The following is a 20,711-nucleotide window of genomic DNA, read 5'->3' as shown; positions in this document are numbered from 1 at the left end:
ATGGAGACGCTGATGCCGTTCTGCCGAGCTGCCGCAGCAGCCTTTCTCGGCCTTCTCCTGACCGCATCTCCGATGTGGTCGCAGGACGCGCCGCTGACCGTCGTCCTCAAGCCCGGTCAGACCGCCGCCGACGTGCAGCAGGTGCTGGATCTTGCGGCTCGCACGGGCCGACCGCTGACGGTGCAGGTGGAGACCGCGACCACAACCACCGGCGCCGCTGCACACCCCGCGACCTCCGCATCGGACACGACCTCTGGCACTGCCACCGCAACCAGCGCCGACACGATGCAGATGACGCCGGAAATGGAAGCGGCCAACATGGGCATGGCCAGCTGGGAACGGTTCTCGGATGCCTCGTCCCACGGTTTCACGACGGCGATTGCGGGGCTGCAGGCCCTGTCCACCATGGTGGGCATGACGACCACGCATCTGGATGCCGAGGGCATTGCGAACGGCCGGATCGCGATGGTGGCGCTGCTTTCGCTTTTGGCGGGCGGCGCCGCGGCGCTCAGCGTGCGGCTCCTGTTTGCGCAGTTGCTGCGACACAGCCATTTGCGGGCCCGTCACATCGCCGGCAAGTTCCGCCGCTTCTTCAAGCGCCTGGTCGGCGATCTGCTGTCGATCGCGGTTTTTCTCGGTGTCGCCCGGTGGGTCCTGCTGACGATGCTCGCGGATACCACGGCTGCCTTCCAGGTCTGCCAGGCCGCCATTGCCTTCGCCCTGATCCTGCTTGTCTACATGGCGGTGGGACGGTTTCTGTTTCGGCCCGATGAGAGCGGCGAAACACTGTTCGCGATCAGCAATCCGCAATGGCATTTCCATATGCTCACCGCCTATGGCGTGATCACCGCCCTGTTTGGTGAGACCATGCGGCTGTGGAACTGGCTGGGCCTGGACCGGGCCTCACTCGACGGGTGGTTCTTGATCGGCGGCACCCTGCTGACGCTGCTCAAGCTAACCTGGTTCTGGGGCGGCCGCGCCGGCATCCGCGCTGCGTTCAAAGGCTCAAGCCCGGGCCCCGTCCGGCGCGTCATCGGCAACCTGCTTCCGGATTTCTATGTCGTTTCGGCCATCTTCATCTGGTTCTTCGGGTCGGTCATCATCGGCTCGCCGGACAGTGCGCGCTGGAGCTTCGCAGCCGGCTCGACTCAGGTCATCCTGCTGCTCCTGCCGGTGTTCGCACTCGGTGCCCACCACGTGGTGGACGAGTTCGCGCGGCACTGGGAAACCACCCACGGGGCGGGCCTGTGGTCTTCTGTACTCGCCAGCCTTCGTGTGGTTTGCTCGGGCGCTGTGTGGATCGGCGGCCTGCACCTGATCACCGCGCTCTGGTGGCCGCTGATGACCAGCGGCGGCGACATCGCAACCGGCTGGATCCTCTGGCTGGAGCGGCTGAGCTTTGCCGTGGTCGCAAGCTGGGCCGTCTACACGCTGGTGTGGAAATACGCCGAGACGATCGCCCCACCGCAGACCGTGATGCTGCCCGGCCAGGAAGACGAGCAAGCGGACAAGAAGCAGACAAGCCGTCTGACGACGGCGCTGCCGGTGATCCGCAACCTCGTTCTCGGTGCGGTTCTCGCGGTCGGCTCGCTGATCGTGCTCAGTTCGCTTGGCATCAACGTGGCGCCGCTGCTGGCCGGGTTCGGAGTGCTCGGGCTTGCGCTTTCGTTCGGGTCTCAGGCGTTGGTGAAGGACGTCGTTTCCGGCATCTTCTTTATTGTTGACGATGCCTTCCGGATTGGCGAGTACATCGATACGGGCAAGCTGCAGGGGACCGTGGAGCAGATCACCGTGCGCTCCGTGCAGCTGCGCCATCACAACGGACCCATCCACACCATTCCCTTCGGGCAGATCAGCTCCGTCACCAATTTCAGCCGCGACTGGGGAACGATCAAGTTCCAGCTCCGCTTCGAGCGCGACAGCGATGCCGAGACCATCCGCCGTGCCGCCAAGAAGGTGGGGCTGGGCATGCTGGAGGATCCGGAATTTGGGCCGCAGTTCCTCATTCCGCTGAAGATGCAGGGTATCCAGGACATCACCGAAACGGCGATGATCGTGCGCTTCAAGTTTACCTGCCTGCCCGGCAATCCGGGCATCCTGAAGCGCGAAGCGATGACGCGGCTGCTGGCCGCCTGCAAGGCCGCCGGCGTGCAGCTCGCATCCAATGCGGTGACGGTGCGCTCGAACGGAGCCAATTCCGTCGATATCGAAGCCGCCGCCGCCGGCACGCCGCCACCGCTGACGTCGATCGCTGTCTGAGCGTTCGACATTGCCGCGTTCAGCGCCGATCAGACCGTAGACGGTTCCGGCGACATATTCGCAGCGGCATTTTCGCGTCCTGCAGCCGTATTCTGTCCGGGAACCAGAACCTTCAGTTCGCCGGCATGGATCTTCAGCGTCACGTCCCGCTTCATCGGCAGGAGTTCGCCATCGATGACACAGCTGACGTCGCGGCGGTGGCGAGGAAAGTGCAGTTCGAGTTCTGTTGCCGTCATCGCCGTGACCGCGGCGTTTTCCTTGAGCTTGCCGCGCAGGATGTCGAAGGTGAGTTTTGCGACCCCGGACGGCTTCATCGGTTCGGCGAGGTAGAACCCAAGATGGCCGCTGGTCAGGTCATCGGCAAACATCAGAGGATCGGTGCCGAACTCGTTGTTTGAGACCGAGATGGCCGACACCTTGCGCGAAGTGCGCTTGCCATCGACGACATATTCCATCTCGAATTCCGGCGGGTTGAACATGACGCCGATCGCAGCCCTTGCGCTTGCCCGCATCTTGCCGAGCCTCGAAGCAAAATTCATCGAGTTGCGGTAGCGCACCATCCGGGCATGCAGGCCTGCGGAAAACTGGTGCACGAAGCTTTTTCCGTTGGCGCTGGCGATATCGATCGCTTCGGGCGTACCCTCTGCCAACGCGTCGAGGACTTCCCAGATGTCGAGCGGCAGTTTCAGCGAACGGGCAAACAGGTTCATCGTGCCGGCCGGCACCACGCCGAGAACGATACCGCTTTTCCAGGCAATGCCCGCCGCCGCGGAAATCGTGCCGTCGCCACCGCCGGCGATTAGTCCTTCGACGCCGGGCATCGAGGCTGCTTTTTCCATCGTCTCAACGACCTTGTCGCCGGCAACAACTTCGCACTCGATCTCGTGGCCGGCAGCCCGGAAGGTCTTCAGGGCGTGGTCGCAGTAAGCGTCCATATCCGTGGTTCGAAAAGTCCCGCCATCGCGGTTGAAAACGGCATGTAGTTTCATCGACAAGGGACCAGGTGCTCGAGGGCGGCGGATAACGACAGGGTGGAAAATGGTGAGGCCGCGGCAGATATCAACGGCACCGAATGGCGATTGCACGATTGTGGTACAGTTGGTTTTTGTCAAAAGCCTACCGCGCTGCACAATCACGTGCTAATCTGCCGTCAATTCAACTGCCTCAAAGCCCCATCATTTGCTCCCGGACGCGCTCGCTTCGAGCCGTACCCGTCCGCTTTTTCAACAGATGCGATACCATGACAGACACCGCAGTCCGACACGTGCCCGATGCCAAGGCCAACACCAGACCTGACGACAGCATCCCGAAAACCAGCCTTTCCCCCCTCGCCGTCCTTCTGATCGAATTCGCGCTTGCCGTCGGCGGCTTCGGGATCGGTACCGGCGAGTTCGTCATCATGGGTCTGCTGCCGAATGTGGCGGAGACGTATCAGGTCAGCATCCCAACGGCGGGCTATGTGATCAGCGCCTATGCGCTGGGTGTGGTGATCGGCGCGCCGATCATCGCAATTCTATCGGCCCGGCTGCCGCGCCGCACGCTGCTTCTGGCGCTGATGGGTGTCTTTGCGGTCGGCAACATCCTGTCGGCGATGGCGCCGAGTTTCTGGAGCTTTACCGCGCTGCGCTTCGTCACCGGCCTGCCGCACGGGGCCTATTTCGGGGTCGCCTCGCTGGTGGCCGCCTCCATGGTGCCGCCCAACAAGCGCGCCCGCGCCGTCGGCCGCGTCATGCTCGGGCTGACGATCGCGACGCTGCTCGGCACGCCGCTTGCCACCTTCATGGGCCAGATGCTGTCCTGGCGCTCGGCCTTCTACCTTGTCGGCTTCATTGGTCTCCTGACCGTGGCACTCGTCTGGTTTTTTCAGCCGAGGGACAAGGTGCAGGAAGGCGCCAGCATTCGCCGCGAACTCAGCGCATTCGGCAAGACCCAGGTCTGGCTGACGCTCGGCATTGCCTCGGTCGGTTTCGGCGGCATGTTTTCGGTGTTCAGCTACATCGCCTCCACCACGACGCAAACGGCCGGGCTTCCGGTCACCATGGTGTCGATCGTCATCGCCCTGTTCGGCATCGGCATGAATGTCGGCAATATTGTCGGCTCGAGGCTTGCCGACATTTCGCTGAAGGGCACGATCGGCGGAACGATGGTGTTCTACGTGGCCGTGATGCTGGCCTTTGCGACCTTCGCGCATATCCCTGTTATGCTCTATATCACCGTCTTCCTGGTCGGCTGCGGATTTGCCTGCGGCCCGGCGCTGCAGACGCGGCTGATGGATGTGGCCGCCGACGCCCAGACGCTGGCGGCCGCTTCCAACCATTCGGCCTTCAACATCGCCAACGCACTCGGTGCCTGGCTCGGCGGGCTCGTCATCGCCTGGGGCTGGGGTTTTCAGGCAACCGGTTATGTCGGTGCGGTACTTTCGCTGATCGGGCTCTGCGTCTTCAGCGTGTCGGTCGCTCTGGAACGTAAGGCAAAGCCCTCGGCCTGAGCCAGGAAAGTGCTGGCTCGGTAAAGCGTACCGGCGCTCGTCTGCGCCGACTTGCGGTTGCCGTCGTTACGCGCGATGTATCGTCCTCGATGCCCTGAGCTTGACGAGGAGATTCCATGCGCGCTGTCGGTTTTAGCGAAAACTTGCCGATCACATCCGAAAACGCCCTTCTCGACATCGAGTTGCCGGAGCCCGAGGCCAAGGGGCGCGACCTGCTGGTCGAGATCAAGGCCGTGTCGGTCAATCCTGTCGATACCAAGCAGCGCCGGTTGCAGCCTGTCGAAGCCGGCCAGTACCGCATCCTCGGCTTCGATGCAGCCGGCGTGGTCCGGGCGGTCGGGCCGGATGTGAAACTCTTCAAGCCGGGTGACGAGGTGTTTTACGCGGGCGCGGTCAACCGTCCCGGCACCGATGCGGAACTGCATCTGGTCGACGAGCGGATCGTCGGCAAGAAGCCTTCCAGCCTCTCCTTTGAGGAGGCCGCCGCCCTTCCGTTGACCGCCATCACTGCCTACGAGACGCTGTTTCACCGGATGAAGGTGCAGGACAAGGTAGCGAGCGCCTGGAATGCGGTTCTGGTCATCGGCGGCGCCGGTGGTGTCGGCTCGATTGCCATCCAGTTGCTGCGGGAGCTGACCGACGCGACCGTGATCGGCACCGGCTCGCGGCCGGAAACACAGGACTGGATCCGCACGCTCGGCGCTCACCATGTTCTCGACCATTCCAAGCCGCTGGCAAAACAGATCGCCGGGATGGCGATCGGCAACCCCGCATTCGTCTTCTCGACGACGGAAACCTCCGATCACATCAACGACATCCTCGAGATGATCGCGCCGCAGGGACGACTGGGGCTGATCGACGACCCGAAGGAGCCGATCGATATCCGCCAGTTCAAGCGCAAGGCTTTGTCGATCCATTGGGAGACGATGTTCGTTCGGCCGGTGTTCCAGACCGCCGACATGATTGAACAGTACAAGCTGCTCAATCATGTGTCCGAACTGGTTGATGCCGGCAAGATCCGCACGACGCTGTCCGACGTGATCGGCCCGATCAATGCTGCAAACCTCAAGAAGGCCCACGCCAGGATCGAAAGCGGCACGACGCGAGGCAAGCTGGTTCTGTCCGGCTTCTGACCACGCAGCAACACACACCCCATAAGGTGTATCGATAAAAACTTACACCTTATCACGTTTGCCGTTTGGAGCTATGGTCCAAGCGGGTACGCGCAAAGGGGGTTCTTATGGCGACATCGCAGTCCAATACATTCGGAAATCCGCTGGATATCGTGACCGGGTCCACATGGTTCGGGTATCTGGCCCGAGCCGTCCTGACGTTCATGTTCTGGGGAAGCGGGCTTTCGAAGCTCATCGATTTTCCGGCCGGCGTCGCGGAGATGACGCAGTTCGGGCTGGAACCGGCATTCGCCTTCAACGTGGCCGTCATCATCACCCAGCTGGTGGGTTCGGCGCTTATCATCCTCAATCGCTGGACCTGGCTCGGTGCCGGCGCGCTCGGCGTCTTTACGGCGCTGACGATTCCGATCGTCCACCATTTCTGGACGATGGAAGAGCCGTTCAAGACGCTCGAGTTCTACGTGGTGATGGAGCATATCACCGTGATCGGCGGCCTGATGGTCGTCGCCTGGAAATCACGCTGAAGGGTGTTCAGGTCCACCCATAACATCCACATGCGAAAAGGCCCGCCGCCACGACAATGACGGCAGGCTTCTTACGGATGGCTGCGGCTTGGATCAGGCACTCGCCTGGATGACGACGACCTTTGCGCCGACCTGGACGCGCTGGAAAAGATCGATGACGTCGTGGTTCATCATGCGGATGCAACCGCTCGACATCGCGTGACCGATCGAATCCGGCTGGTTGGTGCCGTGGATGCGGAAATGCGTATCGTTGCCGCCGCGGTAAAGATACATCGCACGGGCGCCGAGCGGGTTGTTAGGGCCGCCCGGCATGCCGCCTGCGAGCGCCCGGTAGCGCGGTTCGCGGCGCTGCATGTTGGCCGTCGGCGTCCAGGTCGGCCATTCGGCCTTGCGGCCCACATAGGCGTTTCCGGAGAGTGCAAGACCGGCGCGGCCGACACCGACGCCGTAACGGATCGCCCGGCCGCCGCCGAGGATGTAGTAGGCCCGGCGCGCAGGCGTATCAACGACGACGGTACCCGCTTCGTAGGAGCTGACATAGTCGACTTCGGTCCGGCGCAGTTCGGGCCTGATCCGATCGATTGGCACCGGTGACAAGGGGAAAGCCTCGCCTGGAAGCGCCGCATAGTTGCGCTGTTCTGGATAAGTGGAAGCGCAGCCGGCCAGCAGAAGCGGCAAACCGACCAGCAGGCCGCGACGGGAAATCGACATGAATGTGTCCTTGGCGAGTCGAGAAGATGACCAAGAATTACGGATATTATGGTTAATGAAGTGATAAGGCGGGTGCGGATCGAGCGAGTTCCATGGCGTATTTGCACCGACAACACCGTGCACGCCCACTGGCGCACGCGACGTTGTTAAGCGCATCATCTGATGTTATTTTTCATGCGAAGGGAGACTGACCATGCGAACGACGATCACCATCGATGATGAACTGCTTATCGATGCAAAGGAACTGACCGGTCTTCAGGAGACATCGGCGATCGTCAAGAAGGCGCTTACGCTTCTCGTTCAAAACGAAGCTGCACGGCGCCTTGCTCTTCTGGGCGGAACGGAACCAGACTTCAGATCAGCGCCCCGCTGGCGGCCGGACGAGCAGTGATTCTGGTCGATACAGTCATCTGGGCCGACCATCTCGGCAAACCAGACCCGAGGCTGATTGCTCTGCTGGAGAATGGACAGGTCTGCACTCATCCGCATGTGATCGGGGAACTGGCGCTGGGGAACATGCGCCAATACGATGTGATCATCGGCTATCTGCATCGGCTGCCGAAATCCGTAACAGCGTCAGATGCGGAGGTTCTGGCAATGATACGGACACAGAAACTGTCCGGCTCAGGCATCGGCTATTGTGACGCGCATCTCGTGGCGTCTCTGTTGTTGACGCCGGATCTGTTGCTTTGGACACGGGACAAGCGGCTGAACGCTGTCGCCCACCGGTTCGGCCGTGACTGGACCTCAGTCTGAAACGCTCCCAGCAAACCTGCGCAGCGATTTGCATCCAGGACTGTGCGGAGGCGCCTCTCTAGATCGCTGTGCGTCCAATTGAACGCACAGCGATTGCTCTGGTCTCCCTCGGCACCTCAAGGATCACATATTCTGATAGACCGGCCCCTCGCCACCCTGCGGCGGCACCCACACGATGTTCTGGTTGGGGTCCTTGATGTCGCAGGTCTTGCAGTGGACGCAGTTCTGCGCGTTGATGACGAAGACTTCCTCGCCGTCCTTTTCCACCCATTCATAGACCCCGGCGGGACAGTAGCGGGTCGAAGGGCCGGCGTAGACTTCGAGCTCGGAGCGCTTCTGCAGGTCCATATCCCTCACCTTGAGATGGACCGGCTGGTCTTCCTCGTGGTTGGTGTTCGACAGAAACACTGACGAAAGACGGTCGAAGGTCAGCACGCCATCAGGCTTCGGATAGTCGATCTTCTTGTGCTGTGCCGCCGGCTCCAGGCTTTGCGCATCGGTCTTGCCGTGCTTCAGCGTGCCGAAGAACGAGAAGCCGAACAGCTGGTTGGTCCACATGTCGAGACCGCCGAGCGCGACGCCGAGACCGGTTCCGAGCTTCGACCAGAGCGGCTTGACGTTGCGCACGCGCCTGAGGTCAGTGCCGATCGCCGTCTGGCGCCATTCGTTCTCGATCTCGACCGGCTCGTCATTGGCGCGGCCGGCAGCAATCGCTGCGGCCAGCTTGTCGGCGGCGAGCATGCCGGAGATGACCGCGTTGTGCGAACCCTTGATGCGGGGCACGTTGACGAAGCCGGCGGAACAGCCGATCAGCGCGCCGCCCGGGAAGGACAGTTTCGGCACCGACTGGTAGCCACCCTCGGTAATCGCACGCGCGCCGTACGAAAGGCGCTTGCCGCCCTCGAACGTGCCGCGGATGGCCGGATGGGTCTTGAAGCGCTGGAATTCCTCGAACGGATAGAGATAGGGGTTCTTGTAGTTGAGGTGGACGACGAAGCCGACTGCGACCGTGTTATCCTCCAGGTGGTAGAGGAAGGAACCGCCGCCGGTCTTCATGCCGAGCGGCCAGCCGAACGAGTGCTGCACGAGGCCCTGTCTGTGGTTCTCCGGCTTGACCTGCCACAGTTCCTTGATGCCGATGCCGTATTTCTGCGGTTCGCGATCCTTGGCGAGATCGAATTTCGCGATCAGCTGCTTGGCTAGCGAGCCACGCACGCCTTCGCCGATCAGCGTGTACTTGCCGAGCAATTCCATGCCGCGGGTGTAAGCCGGACCAGGCTCGCCGTTCTTCTCGATCCCCATGTCGCCCGTCGCGACACCGATCACGGCACCCTGGTCATTGTAGAGCACTTCGGCGGCCGCAAAGCCAGGATAGATCTCGACGCCCAGCGCTTCGGCCTTTTCGGCGAGCCAGCGACAGACGTTTCCGAGCGAGACGATGTAATTGCCGTGATTGTTCATCAGCGGCGGCATGGCGAAGTTCGGCAGGCGGATCGAGCCTGCGGGACCGAGCAGCAGGAACTGGTCGTCGGTCACTTCGGTCTTGAAGGGATGGCCCTCTTCCTCACGCCAGCCAGGCAGGAGCGCATCAATGCCCGAGGGATCGACCACGGCGCCTGAAAGAATATGCGCACCGACTTCGGCGCCTTTTTCCAGAACGACCACCGTCAGATCCGGATTGACCTGCTTCAACCGGATCGCAGCCGACAGGCCGGCCGGGCCAGCGCCAACGATCACGACGTCGAACTCCATGCTTTCACGTTCGGGAAGCGGGTTGGCGGAAAGGTCTTGGGCGTCCATTGCAAACTCCGATGCCGGCCCCTCGCCGGCGCAGTAGGTCTGTTTCTGTCTTGTCAAAAGCGATCCCGCTTGTCGAGGCGCGAAAACGTCTTCCGGCTTGTCATTCGCGCAAAGCACGCTTCCGTTTTCTCAACTTACGTTGACGTACACGTAAATACCGGTTCTGGCGCCAAAGGCAAGTTCTGGCTTTCGCCACTGTTATACCAAAGCTATAAAGCCCCGGCATCCAAATGACCGGTCCAGCGTCGCAACCTGTCGTCGCGCCGTAAGGCCCGTCATGAACCTCGTGCAGAGAAGGAAAGCTTCATGGATCTCGGTATTGCCGGCAAACGCGCGCTGGTACTCGCCTCCTCCCGCGGCCTCGGGCTGGGGATCGCCAAGGCTCTGGCGGCGGAAGGCGCAAACGTCCTTCTGGTCGGTCGCTCGGGCGATCAGCTCGCCGAAAACTGCAAGGCGATCAATGCGCTCGGCAAAGGCAAGGCAGACTGGGTCCGGGGCGACCTCGGCGAAGAGAATTTCGTCGCTTCGATGGTGACGGCCGTTGAGGAAAAGCTCGGCGGCATCGACATTCTCGTCAACAATACCGGCGGTCCAACGCCCGGAACGACTGAGGACATGAGCGCCGACAAGCTCGACACGTTCTTCCAGTCGATGGTGTTGCGCGTCATCACGCTCACCAACACGTTGCTGCCGCAGATGAAGGCGCAAGGCTGGGGTCGCGTTCTGACGGTCGCCTCCTCCGGCGTGGTCGAGCCGATCGCGAACCTCGCGCTGTCGAATACGCTGCGCGGCGCTCTGGTCGGCTGGAACAAGACGCTTGCGACAGAAGTCGCCGGTTCCGGCATTACCGCCAACATGCTGCTGCCTGGCCGCATCCTCACCGACCGGATCGAGGAGCTTGATACGGCCAATGCAAAGAAGCAGGGCAAGACGATGGACGAAGTCCGCGCCGCATCGGTCAAGACGATCCCCGCCGGCCGGCTCGGCACGGTCGAGGAATTCGGCGCTGCCGGTGCCTTCCTCTGCTCGGAAGCCGCAAGCTACATCACCGGATCGATGCTGCGCGTCGATGGCGGAGCCGCCCGCTCGTTCTAACCTGATGAGCCCACTTTGAAGACGACAAGGATCGCGCTAGACTCTGATTCTGGCGCGGTCCACGCCTCCCCCCTCCGACCGGGAAAGTAAACCTCATACCGGGCCTCCGATCATCGAACCGACTGTTCGAGCATCCGCACAAGGAGGGATTGCGAAACACGCTCGCAATAGGAGGTTTGACCATGAAGACGACAGTTCCGATCTACCAGCTGAAACGCAAGGCGAAGCTTCTCGCCCGGCAGACATCCACTCCCCTCCACGCCGCGCTCGACCGGATCGCCATCGAGCAAGGGTACCGGAGCTGGAGCCTGCTATCGGCCAAACATGCCGAAACATCGCCCGCCGAAATCTTGTACCGAAGCCTGAAACAGGGCGACATGCTGCTGGTCGGTGCAAGGCCGCGACAGGGCAAGACGCTGATGGCGCTCAGCCTTGCCATCGAGGCCATGAAAGCCGGCAATAGCGCCTTTTTCTTCAGCCTCGATTATACGCCTGCCGACATTCTCGGGCGCTTTCGCGCGCTTGAGGTCGAGCCTCAGCGCTTCGGAGACCAGTTTTCCTTCGACTGCTCCGATGCGATCAATGCCGGTTACATGATCGAGGCGCTGGAAACCGCTGCAGCCGGTACGCTGGTCGTGGTGGACTATCTGCAACTGCTCGACCAGAGACGCGAAAACCCGCCGCTTTCCGATCAGGTTTCCGTACTCAGTGCCTTTGCCCGAAGGCGTGGCTTGATCATCGTCTTCGTGTCGCAGATCGACCGCGCTTACGACGCGGCTGTGAAGCCCCTCCCCGACATCGCGGATGTCAGGCTTCCCAACCCGATCGACCTTTCACAGTTCAGCCGGACCTGCTTCCTTCAGGGCGGCAGCGTGGCGTTCCGGCCGAACGGGTAAGCGACGGTTAAAGATCGGCGGCAAGCTTCGGCAGGTCGGCGATCAGGCTGTCACGCACAACATAGCTGATCGGCGTGTCGGGATAGCGCTTCACGTCGACCAGCAACCTTGCAAAGATCACGCGGCGGTCGTTCTGCTCGGCCCAGCCGACGAACCAGCCGATCGGACGGGCGTAGTCTGGCTTGCCGTCCTTGCCGCGCAGCCAGCCGGCACCGGTCTTCCCCTGAACGTCCCAGCCGTCGCCGGCTGCAAAATGCGGCAGGATGGCCTGCGTCATGTCGGAAGCCTTTTCCGAGATCGGCAGCTTGCCAGTGAGGAAGCGACGGATGAACGCCACCTGCTGGTCCGGCGAAATTTTCAGCGACGACATCAGCCATGCTTCCGTCAAGCCGTCGGTGCCGGCGGGTCCGCCGGAGACATCGCGGTTGCCGTAACCGAAGTTTTTCACATAGGCCGCGAACCGTTCCTTGCCGAGCTTGCGCGTGATCTCCTGCGAATACCAGACGATCGAATCGCGTTCCCAAATGGTCGGGTCGACATCCTTTTGCTCGCGCTGCGAGCGGTTGAACTTAGCCTGGTATTTCCAGAGCGGCGTCGTCTCGTCGGTGAGGATACCGGCGTCATAGCCCATCATCGCGAGCGGCAGCTTGAAGGTGGATTGCGGGTAGAAAGCCTGATCGCAGGCGCCTTCCCGGTGAACCTGTTGGCCTGTCTTTTCCTCGATCACGACCGTGCAGGCGATCGGTTCGGCAGCATGGGAGGCCACACCGGAAAACATGCACGCAACCGTGATCAACGACAGAAACTTCATTTTCTTCAACACTCTAGCAGTCCTCCTTGGGTAACGCCGGAAAGATCGACCATGAATGTGTAAACATTGAGTTAATTTGAACTTCCGGTTTTGACCCCTCGTCAAGGCGACGCTGTTACAGGCCGCGCTTGATTAGAACCCAAGGGGCATACCGTGTTAATTGACAGCCTTTTCAAAGGCGGATCGAGTTCATCCTCGCCGAGCCAGACGTCTAGTTCTAGCCAGCCGTCCTCTACGAGCCAGACGTCCACCTCAGGCACACAGCCGACAAGCACAACATCCGGCACTTCAGCCGCAACCACCCCGACCAGCACCGAGCAGGTCAAACCGGTCGCGAGCGCAGAACCCGAAACGCAGGTCGACAATAGCGATGACGGCATCTACTCCGCCACGCCTCCGGCGTCGGGTGACGAGACTGCAGAAGCCGAGCCGGTAGCGGCCGATAATGATGAAGCCAGCGAAAGCGTAGGCGACGCAGACGAGTCCGAGACGCCGGTTTCCACCGCGCCGGAAACTGCTGCGACCGGCGATGCAAAGCCTGAAAGCACCGAGACCAGCGGCGCCGAAACAGACCGCGACGCTTCGATGGTTGAAGACGACGACACCGCAGCGCCAACGTCCAGTGCGCCATCGGGCAGCACATCGACCGGAAGCGTGCCGGCAGAAAGCACGATGGAAGCTGAGCCATCCGCTGAACCTGAGGCGGGTGCCGTTCCTCCAGCAAACAGCGCTCCATCAAACAGTGCGCCATCGAACAGCGTGAGTTCCGGCAGCGCGTCTGGCCCATCCTCGTCGGGTCCGGTACAGGCTGGCACGGCATCCACGGCACCGGCGACGGGCTCGAGCACGGGAACGACCGCTTCGTCGTCCAACGCTCCGACCACCGCGTCGACCTCCGTCTCCAAGACGGCTTCTGCCGATCGCGTCGCTGACTTCCTCGACCAGGTCGCTAGGATCCAGACGCGTTTCGGAACGGCAGGTACCAGCGAGGAACAACAGGCTCGCGAACGGGCTTCGGAAGTCGTCCAGAGCCTGATGGTCAGCCAGTTGCTGGACAATATCGTCTCCAAGCAGAGCCAGACGATTGGCACCCTGTTCGGCTCCCGAGACGAGGCCGACACGCTGGAAACGGAGAAGATCTACAGCGCGGCATAAACGCTATCGGCATGGGGTTCAGTCCCTTTCCGCTCTTGCCTTCGTCCGCACCTTGTGCCATCACGCGCCCTCTTGAAAAACGGGGCGCGTTTTCGCGTTCTGTTGCCCTCGGAGGCGGCGCTTCCGGTTCATCATTTTCGACGTAGATTTTTAAGGAGCACGGCCATGGCACGGGCGCTCGGGCTTGATTTCGGCACGACCAATACGGTTCTGGCATTGGCGGACAGCGGCGCCACCACGCATTCGCTGGAGTTTTCCAGCAGCGCCGGCACCACGGATTCAATGCGCACGGCGCTGTCCTTCATGAAGGATGCGAAACTTGGCGCGCAGGCGCTGAAGATCGAGGCCGGTCAGGCGGCGATCCGCCAGTTCATCGACAATCCCGGCGATGTCCGCTTCCTACAGTCGATCAAGACCTTTGCCGCAAGCCCGCTGTTTCAGGGTACGCTGGTGTTTGCCCGCCGGCACATGTTCGAAGATCTGATGGAGATCTTCCTGAAGCGGCTGCAGGCCTATGCGCAAGACAACTGGCCAAGCGAAGTCTCGCGTCTTGTTGCGGGTCGTCCGGTGCATTTTGCCGGCGCCAGCCCGGATGAGAAACTTGCCACCGATCGCTACAACGAAGCGCTGACGCGGCTGGGCTTTCCGGAAATCCACTATGTCTACGAGCCTGTCGCAGCCGCCTATTACTTCGCGCAGAGCCTGAAGAGCGATGCCACCGTTCTGGTGGCCGACTTTGGCGGCGGCACGACGGACTACTCGCTCATCCGCTTCGAGCGTGTCGCCGGCAAGCTCGTCGCCACGCCGATCGGCCATTCCGGCGTCGGCATCGCCGGCGATCACTTCGATGCAAAGATGGTGGAGCATCTGGTGGCGCCAGAGATCGGCAAGGGCACGCATTTCAAGAGCTTCGACAAGCTCCTCGAAGTGCCGTCGAGCTATTACGCCAATTTCTCGCGCTGGAACCAGTTGTCTATCTTCAAGACGACCCGCGAGTTCACCGATCTGAAATCGCTGGTGCGCTCGGCAACCGATCCGGACAAGCTGGAACTCTTCATCGATCTCGTCGATCACGACGAAGGCTATCCGCTCTATCAGTCGATCTCGGCCACCAAGATGGCGCTGTCTGCGTCCGACGAGGCGGAGTTCAATTTCTCGCCGCTCGGCCGGGGTGGCAAGAAGATGGTGAAGCGGACCGATTTCGAAACCTGGATCGCCGACGACCTCGCCCGGATCGAAGGTGCGCTGGACGACGTGCTGACCAAGACAAACACGGCACCTGATGAGGTCGACAAGGTGTTCTTGACCGGTGGGACATCCTTCGTGCCGGCGGTGCGGCAGATCTTCAACCGGCGCTTCGATGCCGGCAAGATCGAGAGCGGCGGCGAACTGTTGTCGATCGCCCACGGTCTGGCCCTGATCGGCGAAAGCGGCGATGTGGAGCAGTGGGCGGCGTAAGCACTCCACGAGGTTCTCCACAGCCGCGGACGGAATCCCATTCCAACCCGAGCCCGACATGCTATAGGGTGCGCATATGAGCCCCACCGCCTCCGAACTCGATCCTGCCGAACTTGCAGCGCTGCTGCATTTCTATGCGGATTCGGGTGTCGACTGGCTGGTCGAGGACGAACCGGTCGATCGCTTCGCGCAGTTTGCCGAGCAGAAGGCGGCAAAGGCGCAAGGGCGAGCGGCACCGAACACTTCGTCACCCTCGCCGCAAGGTGAGCGTGAGGCCTATGCTGGCGGTGGCGATACACCACAGCCGCAGCGTCCCGCGCCACCAGCTCCGCGTCTTACCCCCTCCTCCATGCAGCAGGTCGCCATTCCCGATGGCGGCGCGGTCAATGCCGCGCGTCTTGCGGCAGACGGTGCCGGCACGCTTTCCGAACTGAAGACGGCGCTGGAAACCTTCGGCGGCTGCAACCTGAAACACGGCGCCCGCTCAACGGTGTTCATGACCGGCGATCCGCAATCGCGCATCATGGTGATCGGCCCGATGCCGAATGCCGAAGATGATCGCGACGGCACACCGTTTTCCGGGCGGCAGGGCCAATTGCTCGATCGGATGCTGTCGGCGATCGGCCTGTCGCGCGAGACGGTGCTGCTCACCAACATCATCCCCTGGCGTCCGCCGGGAAGCCGGATGCCGTCCGACGCCGAACTTGAAATCTGCAGGCCGTTCCTCGACCGTCAGATCGCGCTTGCCGAGCCACGCCATCTGCTGCTGCTCGGCAACTTTCCCGCGCGTCTGTTCCTCGGCGACACCGGCACGATCCATTCCATGCGCGGCGAATGGCGCGAGGTCACGGCAGCGGGACTTGCGGTTTCCGCGCTCGCGACGCTTCACCCGCAGGATCTGCTTGCGGCACCGGCCAACAAGGCTCTCGCCTGGCAGGATATGCTGCTGTTCAAAAGCCGCATTTCCGGCACTTGAATGCCCAGAATCTAGGCAGCGGACCGACGATTCGCGTTAATATTACCAATTTGTGAATATCGTTATGCGTGCGCTGCATGTCAGCGCCGCGTTTGCCGCCATTGATGAATCAATGCTGCGCTGCAATATATCATCCTGTCTTGGGAGGACACGGTTTAAGGAACCAAGGCAATGACCACACGCTTTCGTCCGATCCATTCGGGTTTTGAAACCCTCCGCGTTGCCGGCCTCGCGCCGCGCTCCTCGAACGGGTACCACCACTTCGGATCTGCCACGCACGAGCAGATCACGTCGCGCTCGATGAGCCGTCCGGTCGGGATCACCCGTCCGTCCGCCGTCTTCGCAGACTTTCGTGAACGCTGAGGGTATGACGACAATGAAAACCGTTCTGCACCCGATCCGTACGATCCGCGACAGCATTCTCCAGATCAGCTGCGCGGTATCTGCATCCGTCGAGTTTTCTCGCTCAGCGGTGAAGCGCTCCGACGCGGAAACTGCAATTCCGCTGTAAAGCGTCATCCATGTTGGATTGAACTGTCGAGGGCTGCGTCATGCGGCCCTTTTGCGTTTGGGGCATGTTCCTGCAGCACGGGTTCAGTTGGCGGTGCTTGACGCCCGGCGTGCCGCCTTGCGCTCGAGACCCAACCGATGCTCGCGGTAGATGATGAAGATACCGGCGGAAACCGTAATCGCGGTACCGATCAGCGTCGTTGCCGTCGGCACGTCCTCAAACAGCAGATATGACACGGCAATGCCCAGAATGATCGACGTATAGTCGAAGGGTGCGACTGTCGAGACATCGGCAAATCGATAGCTTTCGGTCAGGAAGATCTGCGCTACGCCACCGCATAGCCCGGCCGCGATCAGAAGCAGAAAACTGCTCCAGGGCAGCGACACCCAGCCGAACGGCAGGCTGGCCAGCGACAGAAGCGCGCCGGTCAGCGAAAAATACAGCACGATCGTCGCCGTCTTTTCGGTCTGCACCAGCTGGCGCACCTGCACCATGGCAAGACCGGCCAGCACGGCGGCACAGAGAACCGCGATCGCCCCGAGCGCCTGTTCGGAGGCAAACCCGCCGTCGCGGAGCAGTGTCAGCTTTGGCCATGAGACGACGAGAACGCCAACGATTCCGATCAACACCGCCGTCCAGCGATAGACGCGCACTGTTTCTTTGAGGATGAGCGCTGCAAACACGACGGCCATCAGCGGTCCCGCGTAGCCGATGGCGATCGCTTCCGGCAGCGGCAGGTGGATCAGGCCGTAAAAGCCGAAGGCCATCGACATGATGCCCAGCACACCGCGCTTGAAATGTCCAAAAATGCTCGACGTGTGGAATGCCGGCCATAACTGTCCGAGAACCGACAGGTAGAGCACGATCGGCACGATCCCGAAGGCGGAGCGGTAAAAGGTTATCTGTCCTGCCGGGATGCCGGCGCCTGCGGACTTGATGCAGACCTGCATGGCCACGAAGATGACGACGGAGATGACCTTGAAAAGAATGCCCCGCAAGGGGTTCTGCGCGTCGGCCACCATCATGCACTCTGCAAAAATCACGGTGACGGGACCGTAATCGCAGCACCGTCAGAGAAAAGGATTCGAATACAAATCACAATAACCACATTTCCCGGGGCCGCGACAGGAAATTGACAAAGCACAATCACGAAGCATGATGGCAAGTCAGCTTCCGCGAGGCTGCTCAAGACTGGTACAAAATCGCGTTATCTTAAAGGTGGCTTCAACAATCGTTTAGTATTGCGTGCAATGATCCGCGGCGGCGATGGGGATTGTCGAAAGCTCAATGCGCGCAACCGCGCAGATCCTCGACGCGTTCAATTTGAAGAGCCGGTTCAGGAAAAGTCATGCGAACAGATACGGGCCAGATCGTACATCTGGCAGATTACCGCCCCACTGATTTCGTTCTGGAACGTGTCGACCTCACCTTCGAGCTCGACCCGACGAACACGAAAGTGGATGCCCGGCTGATCTTCCATCGCCGCGAAGGCGTGGATTTGTCCGCGCCGCTGGTTCTCGATGGCGACGAGCTTGCTCTCTCCGGCCTGCTGTTTGACCAAAAGGACGTGCCTGCCAGTCAGTACGATGCCACGCCGGAAAGCCTCATCATCCGTGATCTGCCGGCCGAGGCGCCGTTCGAGATCACCATCACGACCCATATCAATCCGGAAGCCAATACGCAGCTGATGGGGCTTTACCGCACCAACGGCATCTATTGCACGCAGTGCGAGGCCGAAGGCTTCCGCCGGATCACATACTTCCCTGACCGTCCCGACGTTCTGGCGCCCTACACGATCACCATCATCGGTGACAAGGCCGCCAACCCGGTCATGCTGTCGAACGGCAATTTCCTGGGCGGTGCCGGATATGATGAAGGCCGCGCCTTTGCCGCCTGGTTCGATCCGCATCCGAAGCCATCCTACCTGTTTGCTCTCGTCGCCGGCGATCTTGCGGTCGTCGAAGACACGTTCGTGACGATGTCCGAGCGTGAAGTGACGCTGAAGATCTTTGTCGAGCACGGCAACGAGTCGCGCACCGCCTATGCCATGGACGCTCTGAAGCGTTCGATGAAGTGGGACGAGGAGCGGTTCGGCCGCGAATACGATCTCGATATCTTCATGATCGTCGCCGTCTCCGACTTCAACATGGGCGCCATGGAGAACAAGGGGCTCAACGTCTTCAACGACAAGTACGTGCTGGCCGATCCAGAGACTGCAACGGATCAGGACTACGCCAATATCGAGGCGATCATCGCCCACGAATACTTCCACAACTGGACCGGCAACCGCATCACCTGCCGCGACTGGTTCCAGCTGTGCCTGAAGGAAGGCCTCACGGTCTATCGCGACCACGAATTCTCGGCCGACCAGCGCTCGCGCCCGGTCAAGCGCATCGCCGAAGTGCGCCATCTTCGCTCGGACCAGTTCCCGGAGGATGGCGGCCCGCTCGCCCACCCGGTCCGCCCGACGACCTATCGCGAGATCAACAATTTCTACACGACGACGGTCTACCAGAAGGGGTCCGAAGTCACCGGCATGATCGCCACGCTGCTCGGCAAGGACGATTTCAAGGCCGGCATGGATCTCTATTTCGAACGGCATGACGGCCAGGCCGTCACCGTCGAGGACTATGTGAAATGCTTCGAGGACGTGAGCGGCCGGGATCTCACCCAGTTCTCGCTCTGGTACTCGCAGGCTGGCACGCCGCTCGTCAACGTCTCGACCGAATACGACCAGGCATCCGCCACGTTCAAGCTATCGCTCGAACAGATGGTGCCGGCAACGCCCGGCCAGCCCGACAAGCAGCCGATGCACATTCCGCTGTCCTTCGCGCTGATCCTCGACAATGGCACCATTGCCGATGCAACATCCGTCAAGGGCGGCGAAGTCACCGGTGACGTGCTGCATCTGACCGATCGCCGCCATACCTTCACCTTCACCGGCATCGCGTCGCGGCCGGTCCTGTCGCTCAACCGTTCGTTCTCGGCGCCGGTCAACATCGCCTTTACCCAGACGCCGGCCGATCTTGCGCATATCGCTCGTCACGACACGGATCTGTTTTCGCGCTGGCAGGCCCTGACGGATCTCGCCATCCCGAACCTTACCAAGGCTGCCCGCGATGCGCGGGAAGGCCACGACGTCACCTGCAACCCGGCCCTGATCGAGGCACTTCTCGAAGCCGCCGGCGACGACACGCTGGAGCCCGCCTTCCGCGCCCAGGTTCTGGCGCTGCCGAGCGAAGCCGATATCGGTCGCGAACTTGGCGGCAACAACGATCCGGAGGCGATACACACGGGCCGCACCGCCGTGCTGAAGCTCATCGGTGATGCCGGTGTAGAGCTGTTCAAGCGCCTGTTTACCGAGATGAAGGCAGAGGGTGCCTATTCGCCGGATGCCGAAGCCGCCGGCAGGCGTGCGCTGAAATCGGCGGCGCTGACCTACCTCGCCTATGCCGAAAACAGCCCGCAGCGCGCGGCCGAAGCCTTCAGTGCCGCCGACAACATGACGGAACTCTCGCAGGCGCTCACACTGCTTGCCCATCGCTTCCCGGAAGCCTCGGAAACGACGGGTGCGCTCGCAAGCTTCCTGACGCGGTTCGACGCAAACCCGCTGGTCATCGACAAGTGGTTCTCGCTGCAGGCGACCATGCCCGGCGAAGATGCGCTGGCACGGGTGAAAGCGCTGATCGACCATCCGCGCTACAATGCCGGCAATCCGAACCGTGTTCGCGCACTGGTCGGCATGTATGCCTTCTCGAACCCGACCGGCTTCAACCGCCGCGACGGCGAAGGCTACCGGTTCCTCGCCGGACAGATCCTCGAGATCGATCCGAAGAACCCGCAACTTGCCGCCCGCATCCTCACCTCGATGCGCTCATGGCGCTCGCTGGAGCCGACCCGCGCCGACCAGGCCCGCGACGCTTTGATGACGATTGAACGCAGCCCGTCCCTTTCGACTGACGTGCGCGACATCGTTGAGCGTATGCTGAAGGGCTGAGACAATCTTCGTGCAAAATGACATCCGCGTCGGCTGCCTGCCGGCGCGGATATTTTTTGCGCCGATTTGGCACATTTTGGTACATCTTGCTTGACGGGGCTTGATAACTCGCATCCTGAAAAGCGTTACCCAGACACCTGA

19 protein-coding genes are annotated in these 20,711 nt (G+C 61.5%); 14 read left to right on the top strand and 5 right to left on the bottom strand.

Annotated features, from left to right (window positions below; all coding sequences use genetic code 11):
* Positions 1–12 precede the first annotated feature (12 nt).
* Positions 13–2,259 (top strand): mechanosensitive ion channel family protein, encoded by a 2,247-nt coding sequence (locus J3A65_RS06340; protein WP_209900391.1) that lies wholly within the window; start codon positions 13–15, stop codon positions 2,257–2,259.
* Positions 2,260–2,288: 29 nt separating this feature from the next.
* On the opposite strand, the gene J3A65_RS06335 is transcribed toward J3A65_RS06340, so the two are convergent.
* On the bottom strand, positions 2,289–3,248 hold the full coding sequence (locus tag J3A65_RS06335; protein WP_062453416.1) for a diacylglycerol kinase family protein: 960 nt from the start codon (positions 3,246–3,248) through the stop codon (positions 2,289–2,291).
* Positions 3,249–3,499: 251 nt separating this feature from the next.
* Here J3A65_RS06335 and J3A65_RS06330 point away from each other — a divergent pair, with 251 nt between their 5' ends.
* The 3 genes from J3A65_RS06330 to J3A65_RS06320 all read left to right on the top strand — a co-directional run bounded on the left by J3A65_RS06330 (position 3,500) and on the right by J3A65_RS06320 (position 6,404).
* Positions 3,500–4,747, top strand: a complete 1,248-nt coding sequence (locus J3A65_RS06330; protein ID WP_092661776.1) for an MFS transporter — start codon at positions 3,500–3,502, stop codon at positions 4,745–4,747.
* 116 nt (positions 4,748–4,863) lie between these two features.
* Positions 4,864–5,880 carry a zinc-binding alcohol dehydrogenase family protein gene (locus tag J3A65_RS06325; RefSeq protein ID WP_209900389.1) on the top strand — a complete coding sequence of 339 codons (1,017 nt, stop codon included), beginning with the start codon at positions 4,864–4,866 and terminating at the stop codon, positions 5,878–5,880.
* Positions 5,881–5,987: 107 nt separating this feature from the next.
* A complete protein-coding gene (locus J3A65_RS06320) occupies positions 5,988–6,404 on the top strand; it encodes a DoxX family protein (protein WP_062453419.1) in 417 nt (138 codons plus the stop codon).
* Positions 6,405–6,497: 93 nt separating this feature from the next.
* Here J3A65_RS06320 and J3A65_RS06315 read toward each other — a convergent pair whose 3' ends face one another.
* On the bottom strand, positions 6,498–7,115 hold the full coding sequence (locus J3A65_RS06315) for a L,D-transpeptidase (RefSeq protein WP_062453420.1): 618 nt from the start codon (positions 7,113–7,115) through the stop codon (positions 6,498–6,500).
* A gap of 193 nt (positions 7,116–7,308) precedes the next feature.
* Between J3A65_RS06315 and J3A65_RS06310 the strand changes: the two genes are divergently transcribed.
* On the top strand, positions 7,309–7,506 hold the full coding sequence (locus J3A65_RS06310; protein ID WP_062453421.1) for a type II toxin-antitoxin system VapB family antitoxin: 198 nt from the start codon (positions 7,309–7,311) through the stop codon (positions 7,504–7,506).
* Complete coding sequence (locus tag J3A65_RS06305; RefSeq protein WP_209900387.1) at positions 7,503–7,871, top strand: PIN domain-containing protein; 369 nt, start codon at positions 7,503–7,505, stop codon at positions 7,869–7,871. The genes J3A65_RS06310 and J3A65_RS06305 overlap by 4 nt, the downstream gene beginning before the upstream one ends.
* A 123-nt stretch (positions 7,872–7,994) precedes the next feature.
* On the opposite strand, the gene J3A65_RS06300 is transcribed toward J3A65_RS06305, so the two are convergent.
* Positions 7,995–9,671, bottom strand: coding sequence for an electron transfer flavoprotein-ubiquinone oxidoreductase (locus J3A65_RS06300; RefSeq protein WP_209900385.1), 1,677 nt, complete (start codon positions 9,669–9,671; stop codon positions 7,995–7,997).
* A gap of 306 nt (positions 9,672–9,977) precedes the next feature.
* Here J3A65_RS06300 and J3A65_RS06295 point away from each other — a divergent pair, with 306 nt between their 5' ends.
* The gene (locus J3A65_RS06295; protein ID WP_062453424.1) at positions 9,978–10,766 is read left to right on the top strand and encodes an SDR family oxidoreductase; all 789 of its coding nucleotides are present in this window, start codon (positions 9,978–9,980) and stop codon (positions 10,764–10,766) included.
* A gap of 182 nt (positions 10,767–10,948) precedes the next feature.
* Positions 10,949–11,662: a DNA helicase gene (locus J3A65_RS06290; RefSeq protein ID WP_209900383.1), complete on the top strand. Its 714-nt coding sequence runs from the start codon at positions 10,949–10,951 to the stop codon at positions 11,660–11,662.
* A gap of 7 nt (positions 11,663–11,669) precedes the next feature.
* Here the strand turns inward: J3A65_RS06290 and blaOXA are convergent, their stop codons facing one another.
* A complete protein-coding gene (gene blaOXA / locus J3A65_RS06285) occupies positions 11,670–12,473 on the bottom strand; it encodes a class D beta-lactamase (RefSeq protein ID WP_209903362.1) in 804 nt (267 codons plus the stop codon).
* 153 nt (positions 12,474–12,626) lie between these two features.
* On the opposite strand from blaOXA, the gene J3A65_RS06280 reads away from it, so the two are divergent.
* The 5 genes from J3A65_RS06280 (at position 12,627) to J3A65_RS23460 (ending at position 16,573) form a co-directional block, all read left to right on the top strand.
* Complete coding sequence (locus J3A65_RS06280; protein WP_209900380.1) at positions 12,627–13,628, top strand: hypothetical protein; 1,002 nt, start codon at positions 12,627–12,629, stop codon at positions 13,626–13,628.
* A gap of 165 nt (positions 13,629–13,793) precedes the next feature.
* The gene (locus tag J3A65_RS06275; RefSeq protein WP_174195882.1) at positions 13,794–15,086 is read left to right on the top strand and encodes an Hsp70 family protein; all 1,293 of its coding nucleotides are present in this window, start codon (positions 13,794–13,796) and stop codon (positions 15,084–15,086) included.
* Between the two features lie 76 nt (positions 15,087–15,162).
* On the top strand, positions 15,163–16,062 hold the full coding sequence (locus J3A65_RS06270; protein ID WP_209900378.1) for a uracil-DNA glycosylase: 900 nt from the start codon (positions 15,163–15,165) through the stop codon (positions 16,060–16,062).
* A gap of 171 nt (positions 16,063–16,233) precedes the next feature.
* Positions 16,234–16,425 (top strand): hypothetical protein, encoded by a 192-nt coding sequence (locus J3A65_RS06265; protein ID WP_062453430.1) that lies wholly within the window; start codon positions 16,234–16,236, stop codon positions 16,423–16,425.
* Between the two features lie 13 nt (positions 16,426–16,438).
* On the top strand, positions 16,439–16,573 hold the full coding sequence (locus tag J3A65_RS23460) for a hypothetical protein (RefSeq protein ID WP_256413693.1): 135 nt from the start codon (positions 16,439–16,441) through the stop codon (positions 16,571–16,573).
* 83 nt (positions 16,574–16,656) lie between these two features.
* On the opposite strand, the gene J3A65_RS06260 is transcribed toward J3A65_RS23460, so the two are convergent.
* Entirely contained in the window at positions 16,657–17,595 is a 939-nt protein-coding gene (locus tag J3A65_RS06260; RefSeq protein WP_209903360.1) for a DMT family transporter, read from the bottom strand.
* A gap of 326 nt (positions 17,596–17,921) precedes the next feature.
* On the opposite strand from J3A65_RS06260, the gene pepN reads away from it, so the two are divergent.
* The gene (gene pepN, locus J3A65_RS06255) at positions 17,922–20,570 is read left to right on the top strand and encodes an aminopeptidase N (protein ID WP_209900376.1); all 2,649 of its coding nucleotides are present in this window, start codon (positions 17,922–17,924) and stop codon (positions 20,568–20,570) included.
* The last annotated feature ends 141 nt before the right edge of the window (positions 20,571–20,711 follow it).

The sequence above is a fragment of the Rhizobium sp. PvP014 genome, from assembly GCF_017876855.1.
Taxonomy (GTDB): domain Bacteria; phylum Pseudomonadota; class Alphaproteobacteria; order Rhizobiales; family Rhizobiaceae; genus Neorhizobium; species Neorhizobium soli.
Note: the sequence above shows the minus strand (reverse complement) of the source record. Positions and strands in the feature narration are given on the sequence as shown.